Consider the following 19,222-nt stretch of genomic DNA (forward strand, 5'->3'; position numbering starts at 1 on the left):
TTAGAGCGAATTTATAGTAATAATGATATCACAGCCACCAAACCTTGTCAATAGCCAGATACAATAATTAACAAAACTTCAACTAAATAAGGCAAAATCCTCGCTTTTAATGCTGATTGCAGTCGAAATACTGCGATTCAAGCAGCTTTAACATAATACGCCTTATCTGGTAAACCACCACTGCATAACATCCCTGGCAATTGGCACGGAAATGGAGGAGCCCTCTCCGCCTTCTTCCACCAAAACAGTAATGCAAAAATTAGGATTATCGTAAGGAGCAAAGCCGGCGAACCAGGCATGATTGGCCTTAGTTGAACTCCATTGCGCCGTACCGGTTTTTCCGGCCACAGCAACAGGTAGGGAGTTCAAACTGCCGGCAGAACCGGCCGTTACGGTCTGTCGCATACCCTCGCGCACGATAGCCAAATTCTCCGCCGAAACGGGAATTTGCCTAATTACTTCAGGCTGAATATTTTGTCTAGTGCCATCAGCTTTAACAATCGCCACTGCCAAGTGGGGCTTAATCAGCTTGCCGCCGTTTGCCACCACGGCCGTATAATTATTGACTTGCAACGGCGTCACTAGCAGATCGCCCTGGCCGATAGACAAATGATAAGTATCGCCGATATACCAAACCTCGTTCTTGGTATCTTCTTTCCATTTGGCGTCAGGCACAAATCCCTGGTGTTCGCCGGGCAAATCGATTCCAGTCACCTGACCCAAACCGAATAATTTGAAATATTTTACCAACCGCTCCAAACCCAAACCGGAAAAGTCACCGTAACCGCCACCGATATAATAGAAGAAAGAATTGACAGACCAGGCGATGGCCTTGGTAACATTGGTTACGCCATGGCCGCCACTCTGCCAATCGGGAAAAAACCATTGGCCGACTCTGATACCACCGATGGAATTCACTGTAGTATCTTTAGTGATAACCTTTTCTTCTAAAGCGGCGGAAGCTATTACTGGTTTAACCGTTGAACCGGAGGGATACTCGCCAAAAATTGAACGGGTGAATAAAGGGTTATTAGGATCATCCAATAATTTATTGTAATCTTCCGCGCTGATACCGCCGGTAAAAAGATTATTGTCAAAACTGGGATAATCAACCATGGCCAAAATTTCGCCGTTTTGCGGATTAGAAACGATTACCGAAGCCTTCTTACCCGGCACTCTGGCGTTTAAAACCTCGTAGATTTTTTCTTGTAAAGCCGCATCCAGTGATAACACAATATTATCCCCTGGCACCGATTGATTCTGAGAGATAACTTTTTTCTCCCGGCCCAAAGCGTCAACTTCAATCTGCTCCTGGCCGTTAACACCGCGCAAATTGCTTTCATACTGCTTCTCCAAACCGGCCTTGCCGATATTGGCATCCATTAAATAGTCAGCGCTTAATTTTTGATATTCCTCCTGATTAAGCTTGCCAATGTAACCCAGAATATGCGACAAAGACTCGCTAGCCGGATACAAACGCCAAGAATCCACATTAAGTTCGGCACCCGGCAAATCATCGGTTTGGATTTTAATGGTCATAGCCTGCTCGTAAGGCACGCCGACACGCAGAGTTACCGGTTGATAGTAATTCTTATCGGCGCCGACCAGACGCGCCTCAATTTCTTCTTCCGGCATATCAATGATTTCAGACAGCCTAGTGATTTCTTCCGCCCGCTGAACCTTATCCTTGGGCAATTCCGCCGGCAACAAAGATAAAGAAAAACCGAATAAATTGTTGACCAGAGGCTGGCCGTTACGGTCAAAAATAATGCCACGATGCGCTTTGACATACTCAGTCTTGATGCGATTATTTTCCGCTAAAGAAAAATAATGCTCGCCGGAGATTATTTGCAACCAAAAACTTTTAGCCAAGATTACCGTGAATGCCAAAGCGATCAATAAAAAAAACCAACGGATCTTTTTGCCAGATAAGGACAAATTCAAATAGCCGGTTTCCACACCGCTTTCCAGCGAATTGCTTAAATCACAGCTATCCTCCACCCAATTCAAACGACTCTTGCGTTTGATGTCTATTGGTTCAATTGTGGCAAAAGGATTAGCCATACTAACGCGATAAATAATTAGGGCGAAAACTATTGGACCAACGGTCGATAACAAAAAAGACCACTGCTAGTAGCAAAGAGGTAAGAATAAGCTCTTGAGCCGTCTGCAACCAAAAGTTCCAACCGACGGTGGCATCGGTAAGACCGAAAAAAAACAAGCTTTGGGCAAATAAGGCAAAAATTAAACGATAGATAACCAAACCGATCGCCCCCAAACCGACTAAGGAATAAAAAGACCGGTTAGAAAAAATATTAGCAACAAGTATTTCCATAACAGCCGCGGATAATACTAAACTAACCGCCGTCAAACCGAAAGGCAAACCGGAATAAACATCCAAAACAATACCGCTAACGGCGGCAAAAATAAGCGACTCGCTGATACTGCGCAAGTTAACCAAGACAACCAGGGTGGCAAAAATCAGATTGATAAAAGCCAAATATTTAATCACTCCGCCGGCCAACAATAAATTGAAAACTACCGCGCCGATCAAGCAGGCAACGGCGAGTAGCGGACGCCATTTATTATTCAGTTTAAGGTATGATAACCAAGACATATGACAAATTACTCAAGGGTATGATCGGTTGAAGAATGGCGGTTTTAAAAATCTCCGATTCCACGGTTCTAACACTTTCCACTTTGGCAATCAATAAATCTTTGGGTATTTGGCCTTCCAAGCCAGAAGTAACCACCAAATCGCCTTGATGAATATCTTGATTTTGCGGAATATTAGTCATAGAGAAAGACAAACCGTATTGCCCCTCAACCAGACCAACGGTGTGATCGAGATTCTGCACTGTCGCTGCCACGCGAGATTTATTATCTGACAACAACATCACCTTGGAGTAATCATCAAAAACTTCGGAAATTTTACCAACCAAGACGCCTCGATCGGCCGAAACCGCCAATCCCTTGACGATGCCGTCCCTGGCGCCGCGATCAATAATAACAGTCTGCGACAAAGGATCGGATACGCCGGTAATAATACGCGCCGCCACGAACTGTTTCTTATCTTCGTCAATAAAATTCAACTCTTTTTTTAGTAGAGCATTCTCTTCTTCCAAGCTGTTTATCTTGGATTGATCCAAAGACAGATTTTTTATTTCCTCAATCAGCTTTTGATTTTCGGCTATAATATTCCTTTTACGCAACCAATAATCGGAAAAACTTTGAGTCTTTTGCGATAGCTCGTAAGCGCCGCTTTGCAGTGGTTTAAATAATAAGATAAACATGTTCTCCACCGGTCTCAACCAGCCTAAATAATGAAAAAACACGGCAATAAGTATTGCCGCTAAAGAATAAATTAATGATTTTAGCAACCTGTCTAACATCTAAAACAATTACTAATTTAAGAATTACAAGTTATGAATTGAATTTAATAATTCAATTACTAACTAATTTAGGAGTTAGGCACGACAATGTCCTTCAGTAAGGCCTCATCATCTAAAAGCGACCCCAAGCCGCGCACAGCGCAAGTCTGCGGATCCTCGGCTATATGCACCGGTATATTAATGCCTTTAGAAATGTAACTGTCCAATTCTTTCAACTGAGCCGTACCACCAGTCAAATAAATTCCTTTCTGGTAAATGTCAGCCACCAATTCCGGCGGAGTAGTTTCTAAGGTTGCCTTGATAATATTTAATATTTTTTCCAACGATTTGACGATGGCTTCGCGAACTTGCGCATCATTGACTTTTATTTCCCTTGGCAGTCCGGTCATAACATCACGGCCGCGCATGGCCATCTCCAATGGCTCCTTAAGCGGTAAGGCCGAACCGATTTTCTTTTTAATATCTTCCGCCACCATTTCGCCCAAAATCAAAGAGAATTCCTCACGGGCGAAATTAATAATGTCTTTGTCTAAAGCATTACCGGCGACACGAGAAACCTTAAAGTTAACAATGCCGTCTAACGAAATAACCGCAGCCTCGGCTAATCCGCAACCGATATTGACCACCATATTGCCAGTCGGATCCTGAATGGGAATGCGTGCGCCGATAGCTGTAGCCATAACATTCTCCACCAAATAAACTTGCGCCGCTCCGGCGGCCATCACCACGTCGGCCACCGCTTTTTTTTCTACTGCCGTAACATCCAAAGGCACGCCCACCACCACGATAGGCATAGCTGAAAACCCCACGCGTCCGGCGCGGACTTTATTCATAAAAAACTTCAGCATTTTTTCGGTTACTTCAAAATCAGAAATAATGCCATACTCCAACGGGCGAGTGGCGGTAATGTGAGGCGGAGTTTTGCCCAGCATTCTTCGGGCTTCGTCGCCGATCGCCAAAATCTGATCAGTGCGATTGTTAACCGCCACCACTGAAGACTCAGCAATTACAATACCGCGATCCTGCTGATAGACCAAGGTATTACCACTGCCCAAGTCAATACCCAGACCGCGATTGAATTTTCCGAAGAATTTTTTAAACATTTTGACAAGTTATCTGTTTTTTATTGGTATTCGCCGATAAATTTTAAATGGGTCTTTTATTTTTTTAATTTCTTAATGATTTCTTCCACTGCCATCAGTTCCGCCTCAGACCCTTCCCTCTTCTTGATTTCCACCTTCTCCCCTGTTTTTTCACTCACGACTAAACGCCAGGTAATGCCCAGTAAATCGCTATCAGCGAATTTCTGACCGGCAGAAATATCGCGATCGTCATATAGCACTTCAATGCCGGCTTTGATTAATTCATCATAAACCTTCGCGGCTTGATCATCAGCTTTAAGCGACAGCAAATGAACGGAAAACGGCGAGGAGCTTTCCGGCCAAACAATGCCTTTATCATCATGGTACAACTCAACTATCGTCGCTACCAATCGAGAGATTCCAATGCCATAAGAAGCCATTAGAATCGGCAACTTCTTTCCCGACTCGTCGTTGATATAACCATTCATGTCCTTGGCATACTTATCGCCAAAATTAAAAATATTGCCCACCTCTACGCTCTTGCCCTCTTTGACCGGTAAGCCGCACTTAGGGCATTTTTCACCGGCTTTGACTGTCGCAATTTCCGCATTCTGCGCGAAGTCACAACCGTCGCAATAAATAATCTTATCTTCACCAGCGTCGGATACCACCTGAAACTCATGAGAAAAATTCTTGGTAAAAACACCGCCGGAAGCTTCTACGACCTTAACCTGTAAACCCAAACGGCTATACACTCGCTTGTAAGCTTCAATTTGACGCTGATAATACTGATTCAAATCTTCCTCGCTTAAATGAAAGCTATATAAATCCTTCATCATGAATTCGCGACCGCGCATCAACCCGCCTTTCGCTCTGAGTTCGGCACGGAATTTGTTCTGGATCTGATAAACAGCCAAAGGCAATTCTTTATATGAAGAAATAAAACGACGCACCAAATCATAAATAACTTCTTCATGCGTGGCGGCCAGCCCCAATTCCTTGCCGGCCCCATCTTTAAATTGATACATCACCTCTTGCAAGCTGCCGCTCCAGCGACCAGTCTCTTCCCAAATATTTTTGGGTTGCAAAGCAGGCATGAGCAATTCTTGCCCGTCTTCGGCGTTCATTTCTTCCCGCACAATCCGCGCAATCTTTTGAATCACGCGCCAGCCAAGAGGCAAATATGTGTATACTCCGGCTTGGAGCATATCAACATAACCTCCTTGCACTAACAATCTATGGCTGGCCGAAGTCGCATCTTTAGGCGGATTTTTGAGTGTCTTAGGAAATAACTTGGACTGTTTCATAATGGGCTTATTTTACTATTATAAAAGCTTAATGTCAAACTTAGAAAAATCGATGAAAAAAACCCTTCTTCTCCTTTGTTTCCCTAACCGCCGGAGCGGTTTTTTCTGCCACCAATCTCTGCAAACACTCACTGATTTTACCGCCTTCAGCCTCAACCGTTTCACCATCGTATTCGCCGCTGTGCGCTGATGTGCCTTCATAAGACGCCTGCTTTTGATCCAAATGCAGATTAATCACGTAACCCGCGCCAGCCTGATTGATATAAACATGAAAACGCGGATAAAGGCCGACTCCCAGCCGACGCGCAAAGCTTGGCTCGGTAGCGCGACGATCCAAAATCTGGCCATAACCGCAACGACGGACGGCATCTATCGGATTGAGACTATTTGGTATGCTTATTTTCATATTTGTTATATTAAATCCGGTTAATTAAACTATGAAGAATATTTGCAAGGTAAATTTGACAAATTTTATAAGATGTGATAATATAGCCAATCAACAATGAACCTTAAAACCATATTTTGCAACCATAAGGAGATACGGATATGATTGACACTTTGGAAAAAATCATTATCGCCAAAGGATTTCTGAAGAAACTAATTAGTCTTAAATACTGGGATAAGCTTTTTGATAATCATGGGATGCCGGAGATTGAGGGTATCAACGGTAACGGATCAGAGAAAAAACTTTCCATTTTAGCCGAAGCGTGCGTTAATCATCTCAATCATTTTTGCGGATTAACATGTCCAACAGGAGTTCCAACTATTCAGCAGATTACTCTTTTGATCACTGAAAGTCGAAAGATTATAGCGGCGGCAGAATCAGCCATACCAGGAAATCCAACCGAAGAGGAGAAAAAATCGTGATTACCACATTAGATCAGGTCAGATTGATAAAACGGTATATTTTCAGGATACGGAATTTATTTACTACTGGACAATTAATAGAGATAAAGACTACTCAACAATACACAAGCGAAGCTCTTATGATTATTAATCATTTGGAGGACTTGCTTGGTAGGAATAGTGATGGCAGTATAATGTGCGAGGGATGTTTCCTAACCCACAAACCGCCTAACACCGAAAACTTCTCAGCCTGGATTGATTTTATCCAGCCTTTTATTGACAATGCTCTATTTCCTATACTGGAAGAACAAAAGTATCACTGATAGTACTAATTAAAAGCCGCATTAAACCTTCAACCGAAAAGGAAAAAAAATGGTCACCACGATGGATCAGATAACGATTGCTAAGCATCTCCTAAGATCTTTACAAAGAATGGCAAGCATTCAATTAGATTATGAGAAAAGAGATGCTTACCAACCAGATTATGACAAGCTGATAATATCTTCAACCTCCGGCAATGGCAAACGTTTATCAGAAAATGCCTACCTGTGTGTCAAATTGATTGAAAGCATAATCCTGTCAGATCAAAATGGTAAAGCTTTAATAGCTAGACTTAGCGAAAAATCAAATGCTACGAGCATTGATATGGAACATTACAATGAATGGGCCTTGCAAGTGGGTTGGTTGTTATCCGTCATGTAAAAACACCAATAAAACCCAGCAGTACCTTATGGCAATCCGACGACTCACCTTGTCGGATTTTTATTTTCCTATAATCCGATACTGCGCCTAAACACGCTGATAATCTTCGCGCCGTATCTGATAATATCGCGATAAGTAATAATCACGATAAGCAACATCAACAACAGGAAACCGACATTATGCGACAAGTTCTCCCATTTACTATTGACCGCTTTACCGCGAATTTTCTCCACGATCAGAAACATTATTCTACCGCCGTCCAAGGCCGGAAACGGCAAAATATTAATAATGGCCAGATTCAAGGACAATAAGGCAACGAATTGCAATACGTAAATCCAACCCATTTTGGCCGCTTGGCCGGTCATCACTGCAATGCCGACCGGACCGGCGAAATCCAATCCCATGGACGGCCCGCCGAATAACTGCCGAACCAAGCCCACCACCGCCAAAACAATCAAAACCAGCCACTGCCAAGTCATCACGAGACCGTGCCATAAAGCCAAATGCAAAGGATAACGCACCACGCCGACATCCATAATGCCAATGCCGATACCGGTAATACCGTCTTTTTGCACAATCGCGATATCTTTTTCCAATTGCGCATTGTCGCGCTCAATTGTGATTTTAGCGGTTTGACCGACTAACTGGCTAAAATTATCCTTAAGCGCTTGCGAAGAGGTGATTTCTACTCCGTTAACCTTGGCTATGACATCTCCCGGCTTGACATCGCTCCCAACAGCCGGCATATCTGGCAGAATCTCCGTTACTTGCACTTGCGGCGCAGACACGAATTTTCCGCCCTGATTGTCCTCCACCGCCGAAGGCATGCCGATGGCAAATCCCAACGCTAAAGCCAGAACGCACAAAACCAGGTTCATGGTTACGCCGGCGGCCAAGACGATATTCCTTTGCCAGATCGGCTTATGGCCGAAACTGTTAGACTCTCCCGCTTGGTCGCCATTTTCGCCCTTAATTTTGACAAATCCACCAACCGGAATCCAATTAATAGAATAAATCATCGGCTCATCCGGAGTAATCTCCCGATTACCCCAAATCAACCGCCAACGCCCTTGATATTTCTGCCAGCCGACAGCACGTGGCGGCAAGCCCATACCGAATTCTTCGCACTTAATGCCGAATCCCCGCGCCGTCAAAAAATGCCCCAACTCGTGGACAAATACCAATAGGGATAAAATTAGGATAAATATAATAATCGTTAGTAACATAAAATTATAAAATTGGAAGTCGAAAGTTTTTAAGGTTGAGATTGTAATTCAACGGGTTCCTACGACTTTTCCTTTGAGGACTTTATAGACTTTGGACTTATAACTACACCGTCATTATTTCTTCTTCTTTTTTCTCCACCAAACCCTTGACTTCCTCATTATACTTGCCCACCGTCTTATCCAATTCCTCCAATAAGCGGAATCTCTCATCTTCGCCGAATTCTTTATCTTCCTCGGCCGCTTCAATCTTCCCCTTAACTTGATCGCGCTCCAAACGAATAGTAATCTTGGCCTGCTCCGCTTTCTGATGCAACAACTTGACTGTATCACGCCTGGTTTCCTCGGTCATCACCGGCAGAGAAATCCTGATTCTTTCGCCCTCATTTGACGGCGATAAATTAAGATTTGATTCCAAGATAGCCTTTTCAATATCCTTGACAATGCTTTTGTCCCAAGGCTGGATCAAAAGCGATCGGGAATCGCCAATAGTGACGGAAGCGACTTGGTTTAGGGGCATAAGCGTACCGTAATTCTGCACTCTAACCCCGTCTAAAATCGCCGGATTAGCCCGACCGGTTTTAAGCTGTCCCAACTCCGTCTTAAAATGGTCAACGACTTTTATAAACTCATTTTTGTGATCATCGATGATACTCATAAAATATTAGTTAAAAATTTGTAAAGTTATAGAGCTTATAAAATCAAAATCTCAAAATAATTAATTAAACTTTTGACTTTATACGCTTGGTACTTTGACTTATAGTTATTGTTGAGCCAGTTCCGTCGCCAGATAAACCGTGGCCGGCGTTTCCGGATTAATGATAATAGCCGTGGTCAAGCGGCTATACGGCAATTTGCGCGATGACCAAGTCTTACCGCCATCAACTGATTTGACCAAAGCTCCTGACGTCGCATAATAAATCTCATTACTGTTTTTAGGATTAACTGCTACTGTTAGAATCGTAGCGGAACGTTGAGCTGGCAAAAGATCAACGATATTCCAAGTGTTGCCGCCGTCGGAACTCCTAAGCATACCGAATTTAGAGATAAATATCAATCCGTTGGGCGTAGCATTATCAATTATTAACTGTTGATATTGCTGACTGCCAATATACGACTTTAGGCCTTCACCCAAAGACCGCCAAGAATCGCCGCTATTTGTAGTCTTAAAGATACCTTCTTTATCGGTACCGACATAAACTACTCGGGAATCGCGCGGATCAAACAAGATATCCTTGATTACACCGCCGCTAACGCGATAAGATGTTACCCAGGCCTGGCCGGCATTAACACTCTTGAGAATCTCTCCGGCACTGGTGCCCATGAGCATGATATTCGGGCTGACGGGATCGATACTGATATCGGTTAGAACCACGTTAGTTTTCTGATGGTAATAAACATTGACGAAATCACGCCCGCAATTATCGGTTTTAAACACATAAGTGTCCAGCAAGACATAAAAAACGCACTTGCTCTGCGGACTAACGACGACTTTTCTTATCTTGTCAAATTTTAATTTTTTGAACTGTTGCCAGGAAGCGCCACCGTCAAGCGAGTAAACAACACCATTTTTTTCCGTACTCAAATACATAGCGGCGGCTTCAGAAGGATCAAGCGAGACCTTCCTGACATCAACCGAAGCGATAGAGGCGACTTTACCCTTAGTTGTTGAGACATCATTGGTTTGCATCCAAGTTTTGCCGCTATCGGCTGATTTCCAAATACCGCCATCAGCCGCCTTAACGGTGGTACTGACCGGAGCGCCAATGGTGCAACCGCCTAAAAAGACAGCTAGCGCCAGAAAAGGAATAAGTTTTTTGACAAGCATATGTTTAAATTAATTACGAATTTAAAATTACAAATTACGAGTTAAAATTAATCAAAAAATCAATAAAATAAAATGCTTCGTTGTTTTATCGTTTTCTTGATCGTTTATTCCATGGTTACAAATTTATCATTAAATTCTCCAAGATGTTTCTGGAACTGATATTATTATTAAAAAGCTGTTTCAATTCAGTAATCAATCGATCAGCATGCAAAATCCTCTCCCAGCTGATTTTATCCCTAACCTCATACAATAAAGGCAAAGACGACAAATTGGCCGTATAATATTCACTATTCAGTTTAAGCAGTATCAGATCACGAATGGTCATTTGCCAGCTTTCCATTAAACGATGAGCACGATCTGAACTGATGGATTCATCCTTATCTGTTTTAAACACTTCATCCAATAATCTCAGACGCTCAATTAATGGCCGAGGCAAAATTTTCAACAACGAGTCAATTTGTTCTTGCTCTTCACTCAATAATTCCGGATTATTAGCCAGAGTCATGGCCCGGCCCGGCCGGCCTAAAGCCAAACGCGCGCATCTTTCAGCAATTTCTTCTTCCACCTCTTTTGATAAAAGGTAATCCTTAATTTCATTACGGGCAACCGGTAAAAAATTCAAAATCTGGCAACGGGAGGCGATGGTTTTGGGCACGGCGGAAATATCGCTGACAATCAAAATGATAATGGTTTTGGCGGTCGGTTCTTCCAAGACTTTCAGGAAGGCGTTGGCCGAATTTATATTCAACAACTCGGCCTCAGAAATTATCGCCACCTTCCAACCAGATAAAAAACTTCCCTGCGACAATTTATATTTCAACTCGCGGATCTGATCAATAATAATATCACGCTTCCATTTACCGGTTTTATCGTCTTGAATTCGGCCCAAACGGAAAATATCGGGATGAGTCAAATTGTTGATTTGCCGACAAACGGCGCACTCATTGCAGGGCTTGGTCTCCCCGGTGCCATTGCACATCAGAGATTTGATAAACTGATTAGCGATAGTTCCTTTGCCTAAAGCATCCGGACCGGTAAAGATATAGGCATGGCCGACACGATTGTTCTTTATGGCCGACTTCAAAAAATCAACGGCCTTTTCCTGACCGCAAATATCCCAAAAATATTGCATTTTGCTTCTTTCATTCATAAGCCGATTATAACATAATTCACCAACTTTTAGCAAACTTAGACGGCTGATCACAAGTAGATGTTAAACCCGATAAAAAATAAATTTAAATTTACAATTATTTATCTAATTTAAGGCATTTTTAATACTTCACGCTATAGTGTGAAGTATTAAACTTAATATAAACCTTGAAAGTTTAGATGGATCTTGGCCTATCTCACTCCAATTGTTTTCCTAACTTGCTTCATTTTCTCCTCCGCCAAACCCTCAGCTTTCTTAGCTCCATTGGCTAAAACTTTATTTAAATATTTTTCATTTTTAATCAGCTTGAAATATTTATCACGCATCGGCTTAAGATAAGCCATCATATTAGCAAGCAAGATTTCTTTAGATTCCTTATAGCCAATGCCACCATTTTCATATCTCGATCTTAACTCATTAATCATCTGAGTGGAAAATAACTTATGATAAGCAAAAACATTATCGGCCTCCGGATCTTTTTTATCTTCTACGCCTTTAGAATCAGTCTTAATACTCATCACCTTTTTCTTGATGGATTCCTCACTCTCAAACAATTCAATTACATTGCCTTTGCTTTTGCTCATTTTTTCGCCATCAATTCCCCTAACACTCTGACCTTCCCAAATTAAGGCCTTTGGCAACTTAAAAACTTCTTGACTATAGGTATGATTAAACTTTCTAGCTAAATCAACGGCAATTTCTAAATGCTGTTCCTGATCTTTGCCGACCGGCACCAAATCCGAGCCGTAAATCAAAATATCGGCCGCCATGAGCACCGGGTAGCAAAACAATCCCATATTAACATCTTTTTTCTTGGCCGCCGCGTCTTTATAAGCATGAGCGCTTTGCAAATAAGAGGGAGTGATTAAAGAATTAAAGATCCAATTCAACTCGGTCACTTGCGGCACATCCGACTGTCGAAATAAAACTGTTTTTTTAGGATCTAAGCCAACCGCCAAATAAGCGGCGGTTAGCTCCAAAGTCAGCTGTTTTATCTCTTGCGGATTATCCGTCATTTGATTTAAGGCATGATAATCAGCGATAAAATTAAAATTCTGGTATTTATCCTGTAAATCCACGAATTGCTTCATGGCGCCGAAATAATTACCGATATGGACGCGGGCGGTCGGCTTAATGCCGGAAAGTAAAATGGGCTTCATATCTGATTTTGTTATAAATTATAAGTTTATCTTAGCAAATATCGGGTAAAGTGGCAATTATTATAACAAAATTTGTAAAAAATAATACCGCGTGACGTAAATCGCCACGCGGGTTGGGGTCAAGGTTCAAGGGAGACAAGGGGTTAATTTTGGATTGCTTCGCGGACAACCGCGAAACGCCAACGGCCGTGGAAGCCGTGCCCGAGCCTGCGGAGACTGAGAGAGCGCCTCGCATCGCTCCTGTCGAGATAGGCGAAGAGGCGATAGCCACCAGCCTGCCGCCAGATGGAGCCAAATGCGGCGATCGGAAACGACAACTGCAAATCGGGAAATGCCGCGCCCAGGGCTAACAACTCCTGAATGAAGGCGAAGCGGTAGCGATAATTCGCTCCTTGGCTCGCCAACCAAGTATTGACTTCTTGCAGTTTAGCGATAATCAGATCGCCATTTGCGAAATGCTGGTTGAAGTGTAGGAGCTCTACCCTGATCTGGCACTGGCCCAATCCTCTGACCGGGAAATTATCAGCGGTGATATCGATGTTTTTCCAATCATAACCGCCGGCGGCGATCATTTGCTCGAGAGTCTGGCTGAAGTCCAGAATGACGTTGTGGGCAGTGATCAGATACTGCGACACGATTTGTTTAACGACCCTTTCAGCACCTTTGGCCTTCTGCCAGTGCTGCACCAACAGCTCGGCGATGGCCTTGAGGGTTTCTTTGCCCTCGGGCTGAGCCAGACGGTAGATGCATTCGCCGACATCTCCTTTAAGATCGCGAATGTAGGCGACCAGGTCAGTTACAATAGAAAGCAAAGCGCCCATGGCCGAGATTACTGCTGCTACGTTTTTCTTCATGTCCGTTCTCCTTTGGCCAATCCCTCATTCCAGAAATCATCGGAATCCCAGATTAGCCGTTGTCAGGTACGAATTGGCTCCATCAACATGACGGTTTACCAATATATAATTATATCATATCTAGTAAAATTTATCAATAGATTTATCCACAATATTAATATAATTTATCTAAATTTAAATAAAAAAAATGTTTAAAAACTACACCGGCAGATAAGTCTTGGTTATTTTTTTAATTAATTTAAAAAATCCCGATATTATTCGGGGTATTTTTAATCTTTAATTATTTTATAAATCTCTTCTGCGGTTTTTTGCCAAGAAAATTCCTTGGCCTGATTAAGCCCGCGTGTGATCATTTCCTGCCGCAAACTATCATTAGTCAAAAGCTGGGTTATCTTATCGGCAATATCCTCGGCTGAATTGGGCAGGGCGTAAAGCGCGGCCTGACCGCCGACTTCCGTATGCGGCAATTGATTGGAGGTTACCACTGGAGTACCCGAAGCCATGGCTTCTAAAATCGGCAAACCGAATCCTTCATACAAAGTAGGAAAAACAAACACGGCAGCATTGCTGTATAGAGCCGGCATATCTTGATTATCAATGTAACCGGTCAAAATTACTTCGTTCTCCAATTTGGCTTTGCTGATAATGTTTTTTATTTCCTCGTATTGATTGCCCGAAGCGCCAGCCAACACCAGCTTCAAATCTTCCTGTTTCATTTTGGCCAAAACAAAGGCCTTAACAATATTGCCGATATTTTTTTTCTTTTCCAGTCGGCCGACATAAAACAGATAGGGCTTAACGATGCCGTATTTTTTTAAAATGTCATTCTGAACCATCCCCTCCTCATTGTCATTTCGACCGGAGTCGCCTCCAGGCGACGCAGTGGAGAAATCGCTTGCATTTAATGAAAGGGATTCCTCTCCGCCAGTTGGCGGATCGCTCGGAATGACATCAGCCGAATGATACTGCTCGGCGTCAAACCCCAGATAAACCACCTTAATCTTCTCCGGACGGACGCCATAAAGCTCAACGATTTCTTCTTGGGAAAACTGGGAGATGGTGATAATCATATTGGCGCGCGCCTTGATGCGCCACATCGTCAGATCGTGATACCACACCTGAATCGGCTTATATAATTCCGGACTACGTTTAAAACCCACATCATGGACATTAACTACAACTTTAATTGAACGTGGAATAGTCAAAAGCGGAATGGTGTGCGCCGGCACCAGCAAGACATCCGGCGGATTGACTTGCAGTTCCCACCACAAGCGCAATTGCGTCCATAAATACTGGGGCGGCCAAGACAAAACCTTAACCTGCCAATTCTGCGGTAAATCATTCAAATCGCCAGTAAGCTTCTTATTAGCATAGAGGATAACCTTAACATCGGCAGGAACAATTTTTTTTAATTCCTGAATCAAATGCCAGCTATACCATTCAGTGCCGGTTTTATTGTTTCTATTGGCGCGGCTGGCGTCAATGCCGATTGTCATAATTGTTTAAACAGATTGTATTTTACTATAGCCGTTAAAATGGACTGAGCTGTCATTATTAAAAACCTCCTTTATCAAATATTTGCCTTTAGTGAAAACCCTATCGCCGTCTTTAAGATGTGTTGCCTCTAAAATAACAATACTGGCAACGGGCAAAGATAAGTTTTCATCTCCTTCAGTCACTAACAATGGCAACTCTCCGTTCAGCCAATAATTACGCTGACCAACTTTCAAGAAATCATAAGCCTTGCCGACTTCCAGCTTTTCTGGCAAGCACTCTTCTCGCCTTCGCTTACCGGTAATAAATTTATCATGACTTCGTAAAGCCAAATCCGGATTGAATTCAATTGCTATGCCCATAAAATTATTTTGTCGCCAAGATGCTTCTCTTGTAGCTGTCTAAATTCTCCAACGCAATGCCCGTGCCCTTGGCCACGCAATACAAAGCGTCTTCGGCCACATAGGCCTTAATACCGGTTGCTTGGGTGATTAATTTATCAATATTACGCAGTAAACTCGTACCGCCTGACATAGTAATGCCATTAACCGTTACATCAGCCGAAAGCTCCGGCGGAGTCTCGCTTAAGACTGCCTTAATAGCCGCCACAATTCCTTCTAATTCACTCTGGATGGCTTCGGTCGTGTCGTCAGAGGAAATGCGAATGGTTTTAGGCAGGCCGGCGATAATATCTCGACCGCGCACATCCATATACATTTTTTCTTTCAGATATAAAGCCGAACCGATATTGATTTTAATTTCCTCGGCTGTACGTTCACCTATGGCCATGCCGTACTTACGCCTGACATATTCAATGATCGCCGTGTCCAATCGCGTGCCACCGATTCTCACCGAAGTGGAAGTCACTACTCCGCCCAAAGAAATAACTGCTACCTCGGAAGTGCCACCGCCGATATCAATAATCATATGACCGGACGGAGAACCAATCGGAATATTAGCGCCGATAGCGGCGACGATCGGCTCTTTAATAATGTAGGCGGCTTTAGCTCCGGCAGCAATAGCCGCATCAACCACGGCGCGCCGTTCAGTTGAGGTAATACCGGCAGGAACCGCTATCATCACTTCCGGACGAAGCAAACGAATGCCACCCAAAGCTTTGTTAATAAAATACCTAAGCATCGCCTCGGTAGTTTTGTAATCAGCAATCACGCCATCACGCAAAGGCCGTTGAGCGATAATTGTATCCGGCGTACGTCCTAGCATTTCCTTAGCTTCAATACCAACAGCAATAACCTTGCGGTCTAAGGCGGAAATCGCCACCACTGATGGTTCATTTATTACTACTCCTTTCTTGGGTACATAAACCAAAATATTAGTCGTGCCCAAATCAATGCCGATTTTTCTAGCCATAATAATCTATAATAAACCTCCTAAAACTTTATAAAAAAATCACGATCAGTCAATAAATCAGTGTCCCAAAGCAAACTTTGTCCCAGCACCTTTTGAGGCATGATTTTTGAATAATAGGCGGTAATGCGCTGGTCAAATTTTAGATCAATTTTGAGTTTATGTCCAGGCGTGCCCGGTTGCTTCTGAACACTTAATTTGTACAGGCCATCCTGAGCTAATTGCTTAACTTCCGGAGGCAGACGATATTCCAAAACCAAAGTCTTAGCGGTGCCCTGATCCACAGTCAAAAAAATACCGGCGTAACGCTTGCCCAATTCATTTTTAATCTCTACCTCTTTATCCAAAGATAAATCCTGTACGCCTTTACTGTCTTTAAAATATGCCCTGGTAAACCAACTGCCTTCCGGCACATACACCCTGGTGTAACTGCGATAGTTAGTGATCAATGCCGGCACCGATCGGCCGGTATGCTGATAATTAATTTCCACTTTGGCCAGTAAATCGTCATTGGCACCGGGATTGACGCTGTAAGCTATTGTCCGCTTCATTACCTGGTCGGTTTTTAACGCCGCCAAGTTGGCATCAACGATATATAAATAATCCCCCTCGCCTTGTTTCATTTCTCCCGACCAATTCTCTTGCGCCAGATAACCCTGCAACTGCGAATCGGTCATGTAAGCCAAAACCTGTTTCTCGTCAATGTTCTTTTTCATAGCCAGCCACACCTGAAATAATTCTGTGGCATTGGCCTTGGTTACACGGGCAACAATATCTTTAGTCAAATCACCGATGATGTCTTTGCGGTTAGCTAAGTCAATGCCTTGGGACACATAAGCGAATTCAACTTGCTGTTCCAATTGATAAGTGAAATTATCGCTAGTAAAAGTGATGCCATCGGCGGTAATCGGTCCGGTAACCGCTAAAAAATTAGCAATGAACTCCGGCGTAATAGCGATAATACCGTCAAGTTTAGCCGGGACTAAACCGGCGTTGGCTCGCTCCACGTTCCAGAACCACTCAATTTGTCGCGCCGAAGTCGGCCAATCCGGAGACCAGTTGGCGTCACGCAAAAATAAATACTTCTGGGCGTTATAAGTGGTCATAGGCCAAGGCGCCGGCACTTGCAACTTATCCTTGGACCACTTATCAAGATTGTAAATGTCATCCGTATGTATGGCAATAATATCGCCGTCTTTAATGGTTACTAAGCCGTAACTGCCGATAAATCCTCCGGTCGGCCTAAGCTCGGTGTTATTTTCAAACAGAATCAAATAATTCTTTTCTTGGTTGTAGCCGGCTAATTCCGGCAGATATTTAAATAATGGCAGGGCCACTTCGCTTTGCTCCACCACTTCAGACAGCAGACGGTTAGCGGCAATTACTTTACTCTGGAAAATACCGGACAAATCATCGGAGCTAACCGAATTCAAGCTAGCTTTAGCTAAAGCGATTTTATTTTTGGCTTCTTCTAATTTATTTCTATTCTTAACAATGGAGGCCAATAATTGACGCTTGGATTCGTTAGCGGAAAAATCAAACACCACTTTTTGTTCCTGAGTCTGCGAAGACAGATCAGAAAAAACCGACAACATCTCCTGATAACCGGCCAACAAATCACCGGTTGCCAATATCATCTTATCGCCAGTTCGCGCAGTTTTGGCTACTGCCGGCAACCATAAAATCGGCCCCAATTGCTTGGTTTTTACCTGTACTACAGCCAGGTCTTCGCGAATCGCCGTCAGTTGGCTGTCAATAACAATAAAATCACCCCGAGCCGCTGCTGCCATAATCGGTTCAACCCGGTTATTTATCGCCACCAGCCGCACATAGATCTGACTGCCATTTACAGCCAAGGGAATAATGACGGCGGCAACAATTATAAGCAATAATAAAATTGGCGCCAGAAATCTCCACCACCTCCTCTTTGGCTTTTTACTAAAAGGGCTTGTCTGGAGCAATTGCTCCAATTTGTTTTTCTTCTTAAAGAACATATTATAAAAATCTAAAATATAAGATTAAAAACCCTTAATCATGGCGATAGTATTTCAACAAATACTTGATCCAATCGCCGATATGAATCCAGAAAATTTTGGAAAAAATTCCGCTCTCGGCTGATTCCCTCTTATGGTAATGGATTATATCGGCGCCGACAAAATAATACACCGGCAATCCCGCCTGCCAAAATTTTCTGCACCAAGCCACATCGCCAAAATACAAGAATAATCCTTCGTCCATGCCGCCGACTTTCTCAATCGCGCTACGGCGTACTATTTCACAGGCGCCTAAAATCCAATCTACCGGCCGCGTTTCATTATGACTAAAATCTTCCATTAAATAGCGACGTAATTCCTCTTGCGCGAATTTAAACTGATTAAGCACCGTTCGGCGATAAAACGGCGTCAATAAATGCGGAAAACGCAAGCAAGACATTTGAACAGAACCGTCGGGATTCTTCAATCGCGGACCAGCCAAAGCGATTTCCGGCTGACTTTCCATAAACCTATACAGCCCGTCAATAGCACCTGCTGACACGGCAATATCAGTATTCAAAATCAAAACATATTTGCCGGTAGAGCTCTTAATACCCAAGTTATTGCCCTTATGATGACCAAGATTCTTATTGGAAGTGATTAACCTGATTTGAGGAAAATTATCCCGGACCAACTCCACTGAACCGTCTTGGCTGTTATTATCAACCACTACAACCTCAAACTCCACGCTGGGCGGATTGGCGTATATCCCCTTCAAACACTGCTTAAGCAACCCGCGGGTTTTATAATTATTAATAATTATTGATATCTCCATAATTACTT

19 protein-coding genes are annotated in these 19,222 nt (G+C 43.2%); 2 read left to right on the forward strand and 17 right to left on the reverse strand.

Annotated elements, in window-relative coordinates; translation table 11 throughout:
• Window positions 1-162 precede the first annotated feature (162 nt).
• The 6 genes from mrdA to WC473_01515 all read right to left on the reverse strand — a co-directional run bounded on the left by mrdA (window position 163) and on the right by WC473_01515 (window position 6,187).
• The gene (gene mrdA, locus WC473_01490; protein MFA5124487.1) at window positions 163-2,064 is read right to left on the reverse strand and encodes a penicillin-binding protein 2; all 1,902 of its coding nucleotides are present in this window, start codon (window positions 2,062-2,064) and stop codon (window positions 163-165) included.
• 1 nt (window position 2,065) lies between these two features.
• Window positions 2,066-2,617 (reverse strand): hypothetical protein, encoded by a 552-nt coding sequence (locus tag WC473_01495; GenBank protein ID MFA5124488.1) that lies wholly within the window; start codon window positions 2,615-2,617, stop codon window positions 2,066-2,068.
• Window positions 2,595-3,392, reverse strand: coding sequence for a rod shape-determining protein MreC (mreC, locus tag WC473_01500; protein ID MFA5124489.1), 798 nt, complete (start codon window positions 3,390-3,392; stop codon window positions 2,595-2,597). Before mreC ends, WC473_01495 begins: the two co-directional genes overlap by 23 nt.
• A gap of 68 nt (window positions 3,393-3,460) precedes the next feature.
• The gene (locus WC473_01505) at window positions 3,461-4,495 is read right to left on the reverse strand and encodes a rod shape-determining protein (protein ID MFA5124490.1); all 1,035 of its coding nucleotides are present in this window, start codon (window positions 4,493-4,495) and stop codon (window positions 3,461-3,463) included.
• Between the two features lie 56 nt (window positions 4,496-4,551).
• Window positions 4,552-5,781 carry a proline--tRNA ligase gene (gene proS, locus WC473_01510; GenBank protein MFA5124491.1) on the reverse strand — a complete coding sequence of 410 codons (1,230 nt, stop codon included), beginning with the start codon at window positions 5,779-5,781 and terminating at the stop codon, window positions 4,552-4,554.
• Between the two features lie 40 nt (window positions 5,782-5,821).
• Window positions 5,822-6,187 (reverse strand): hypothetical protein, encoded by a 366-nt coding sequence (locus WC473_01515; GenBank protein ID MFA5124492.1) that lies wholly within the window; start codon window positions 6,185-6,187, stop codon window positions 5,822-5,824.
• 140 nt (window positions 6,188-6,327) lie between these two features.
• Between WC473_01515 and WC473_01520 the strand changes: the two genes are divergently transcribed.
• Entirely contained in the window at window positions 6,328-6,648 is a 321-nt protein-coding gene (locus WC473_01520; protein ID MFA5124493.1) for a hypothetical protein, read from the forward strand.
• Window positions 6,649-7,059: 411 nt separating this feature from the next.
• Window positions 7,060-7,329, forward strand: a complete 270-nt coding sequence (locus tag WC473_01525; protein ID MFA5124494.1) for a hypothetical protein — start codon at window positions 7,060-7,062, stop codon at window positions 7,327-7,329.
• Window positions 7,330-7,397: 68 nt separating this feature from the next.
• Here the strand turns inward: WC473_01525 and WC473_01530 are convergent, their stop codons facing one another.
• The 11 genes from WC473_01530 to WC473_01580 all read right to left on the reverse strand — a co-directional run bounded on the left by WC473_01530 (window position 7,398) and on the right by WC473_01580 (window position 19,214).
• Window positions 7,398-8,555, reverse strand: coding sequence for a M50 family metallopeptidase (locus tag WC473_01530; protein ID MFA5124495.1), 1,158 nt, complete (start codon window positions 8,553-8,555; stop codon window positions 7,398-7,400).
• A gap of 103 nt (window positions 8,556-8,658) precedes the next feature.
• Window positions 8,659-9,210, reverse strand: coding sequence for a ribosome recycling factor (frr, locus tag WC473_01535; GenBank protein MFA5124496.1), 552 nt, complete (start codon window positions 9,208-9,210; stop codon window positions 8,659-8,661).
• A 105-nt stretch (window positions 9,211-9,315) separates the two neighbouring features.
• Window positions 9,316-10,380 carry a YCF48-related protein gene (locus tag WC473_01540; GenBank protein MFA5124497.1) on the reverse strand — a complete coding sequence of 355 codons (1,065 nt, stop codon included), beginning with the start codon at window positions 10,378-10,380 and terminating at the stop codon, window positions 9,316-9,318.
• Window positions 10,381-10,495: 115 nt separating this feature from the next.
• Window positions 10,496-11,530 (reverse strand): DNA polymerase III subunit delta', encoded by a 1,035-nt coding sequence (gene holB / locus WC473_01545; GenBank protein MFA5124498.1) that lies wholly within the window; start codon window positions 11,528-11,530, stop codon window positions 10,496-10,498.
• A gap of 191 nt (window positions 11,531-11,721) precedes the next feature.
• A complete protein-coding gene (gene trpS, locus WC473_01550; GenBank protein MFA5124499.1) occupies window positions 11,722-12,690 on the reverse strand; it encodes a tryptophan--tRNA ligase in 969 nt (322 codons plus the stop codon).
• A 143-nt stretch (window positions 12,691-12,833) separates the two neighbouring features.
• A complete protein-coding gene (locus WC473_01555; protein MFA5124500.1) occupies window positions 12,834-13,544 on the reverse strand; it encodes a hypothetical protein in 711 nt (236 codons plus the stop codon).
• A gap of 269 nt (window positions 13,545-13,813) precedes the next feature.
• Window positions 13,814-15,040, reverse strand: a complete 1,227-nt coding sequence (locus WC473_01560) for a glycosyltransferase family 1 protein (protein MFA5124501.1) — start codon at window positions 15,038-15,040, stop codon at window positions 13,814-13,816.
• A gap of 6 nt (window positions 15,041-15,046) precedes the next feature.
• Complete coding sequence (locus WC473_01565; protein MFA5124502.1) at window positions 15,047-15,400, reverse strand: hypothetical protein; 354 nt, start codon at window positions 15,398-15,400, stop codon at window positions 15,047-15,049.
• Between the two features lie 4 nt (window positions 15,401-15,404).
• Complete coding sequence (locus tag WC473_01570) at window positions 15,405-16,409, reverse strand: rod shape-determining protein (GenBank protein MFA5124503.1); 1,005 nt, start codon at window positions 16,407-16,409, stop codon at window positions 15,405-15,407.
• A 20-nt stretch (window positions 16,410-16,429) separates the two neighbouring features.
• Entirely contained in the window at window positions 16,430-18,400 is a 1,971-nt protein-coding gene (locus WC473_01575) for a DUF4012 domain-containing protein (protein ID MFA5124504.1), read from the reverse strand.
• Window positions 18,401-18,434: 34 nt separating this feature from the next.
• A complete protein-coding gene (locus WC473_01580; GenBank protein MFA5124505.1) occupies window positions 18,435-19,214 on the reverse strand; it encodes a glycosyltransferase family 2 protein in 780 nt (259 codons plus the stop codon).
• Window positions 19,215-19,222 lie beyond the last annotated feature (8 nt).

The organism is Patescibacteria group bacterium (assembly GCA_041650895.1).
GTDB lineage: Bacteria > Patescibacteriota > Patescibacteriia > 2-01-FULL-39-33 > 2-01-FULL-39-33 > CAISTG01.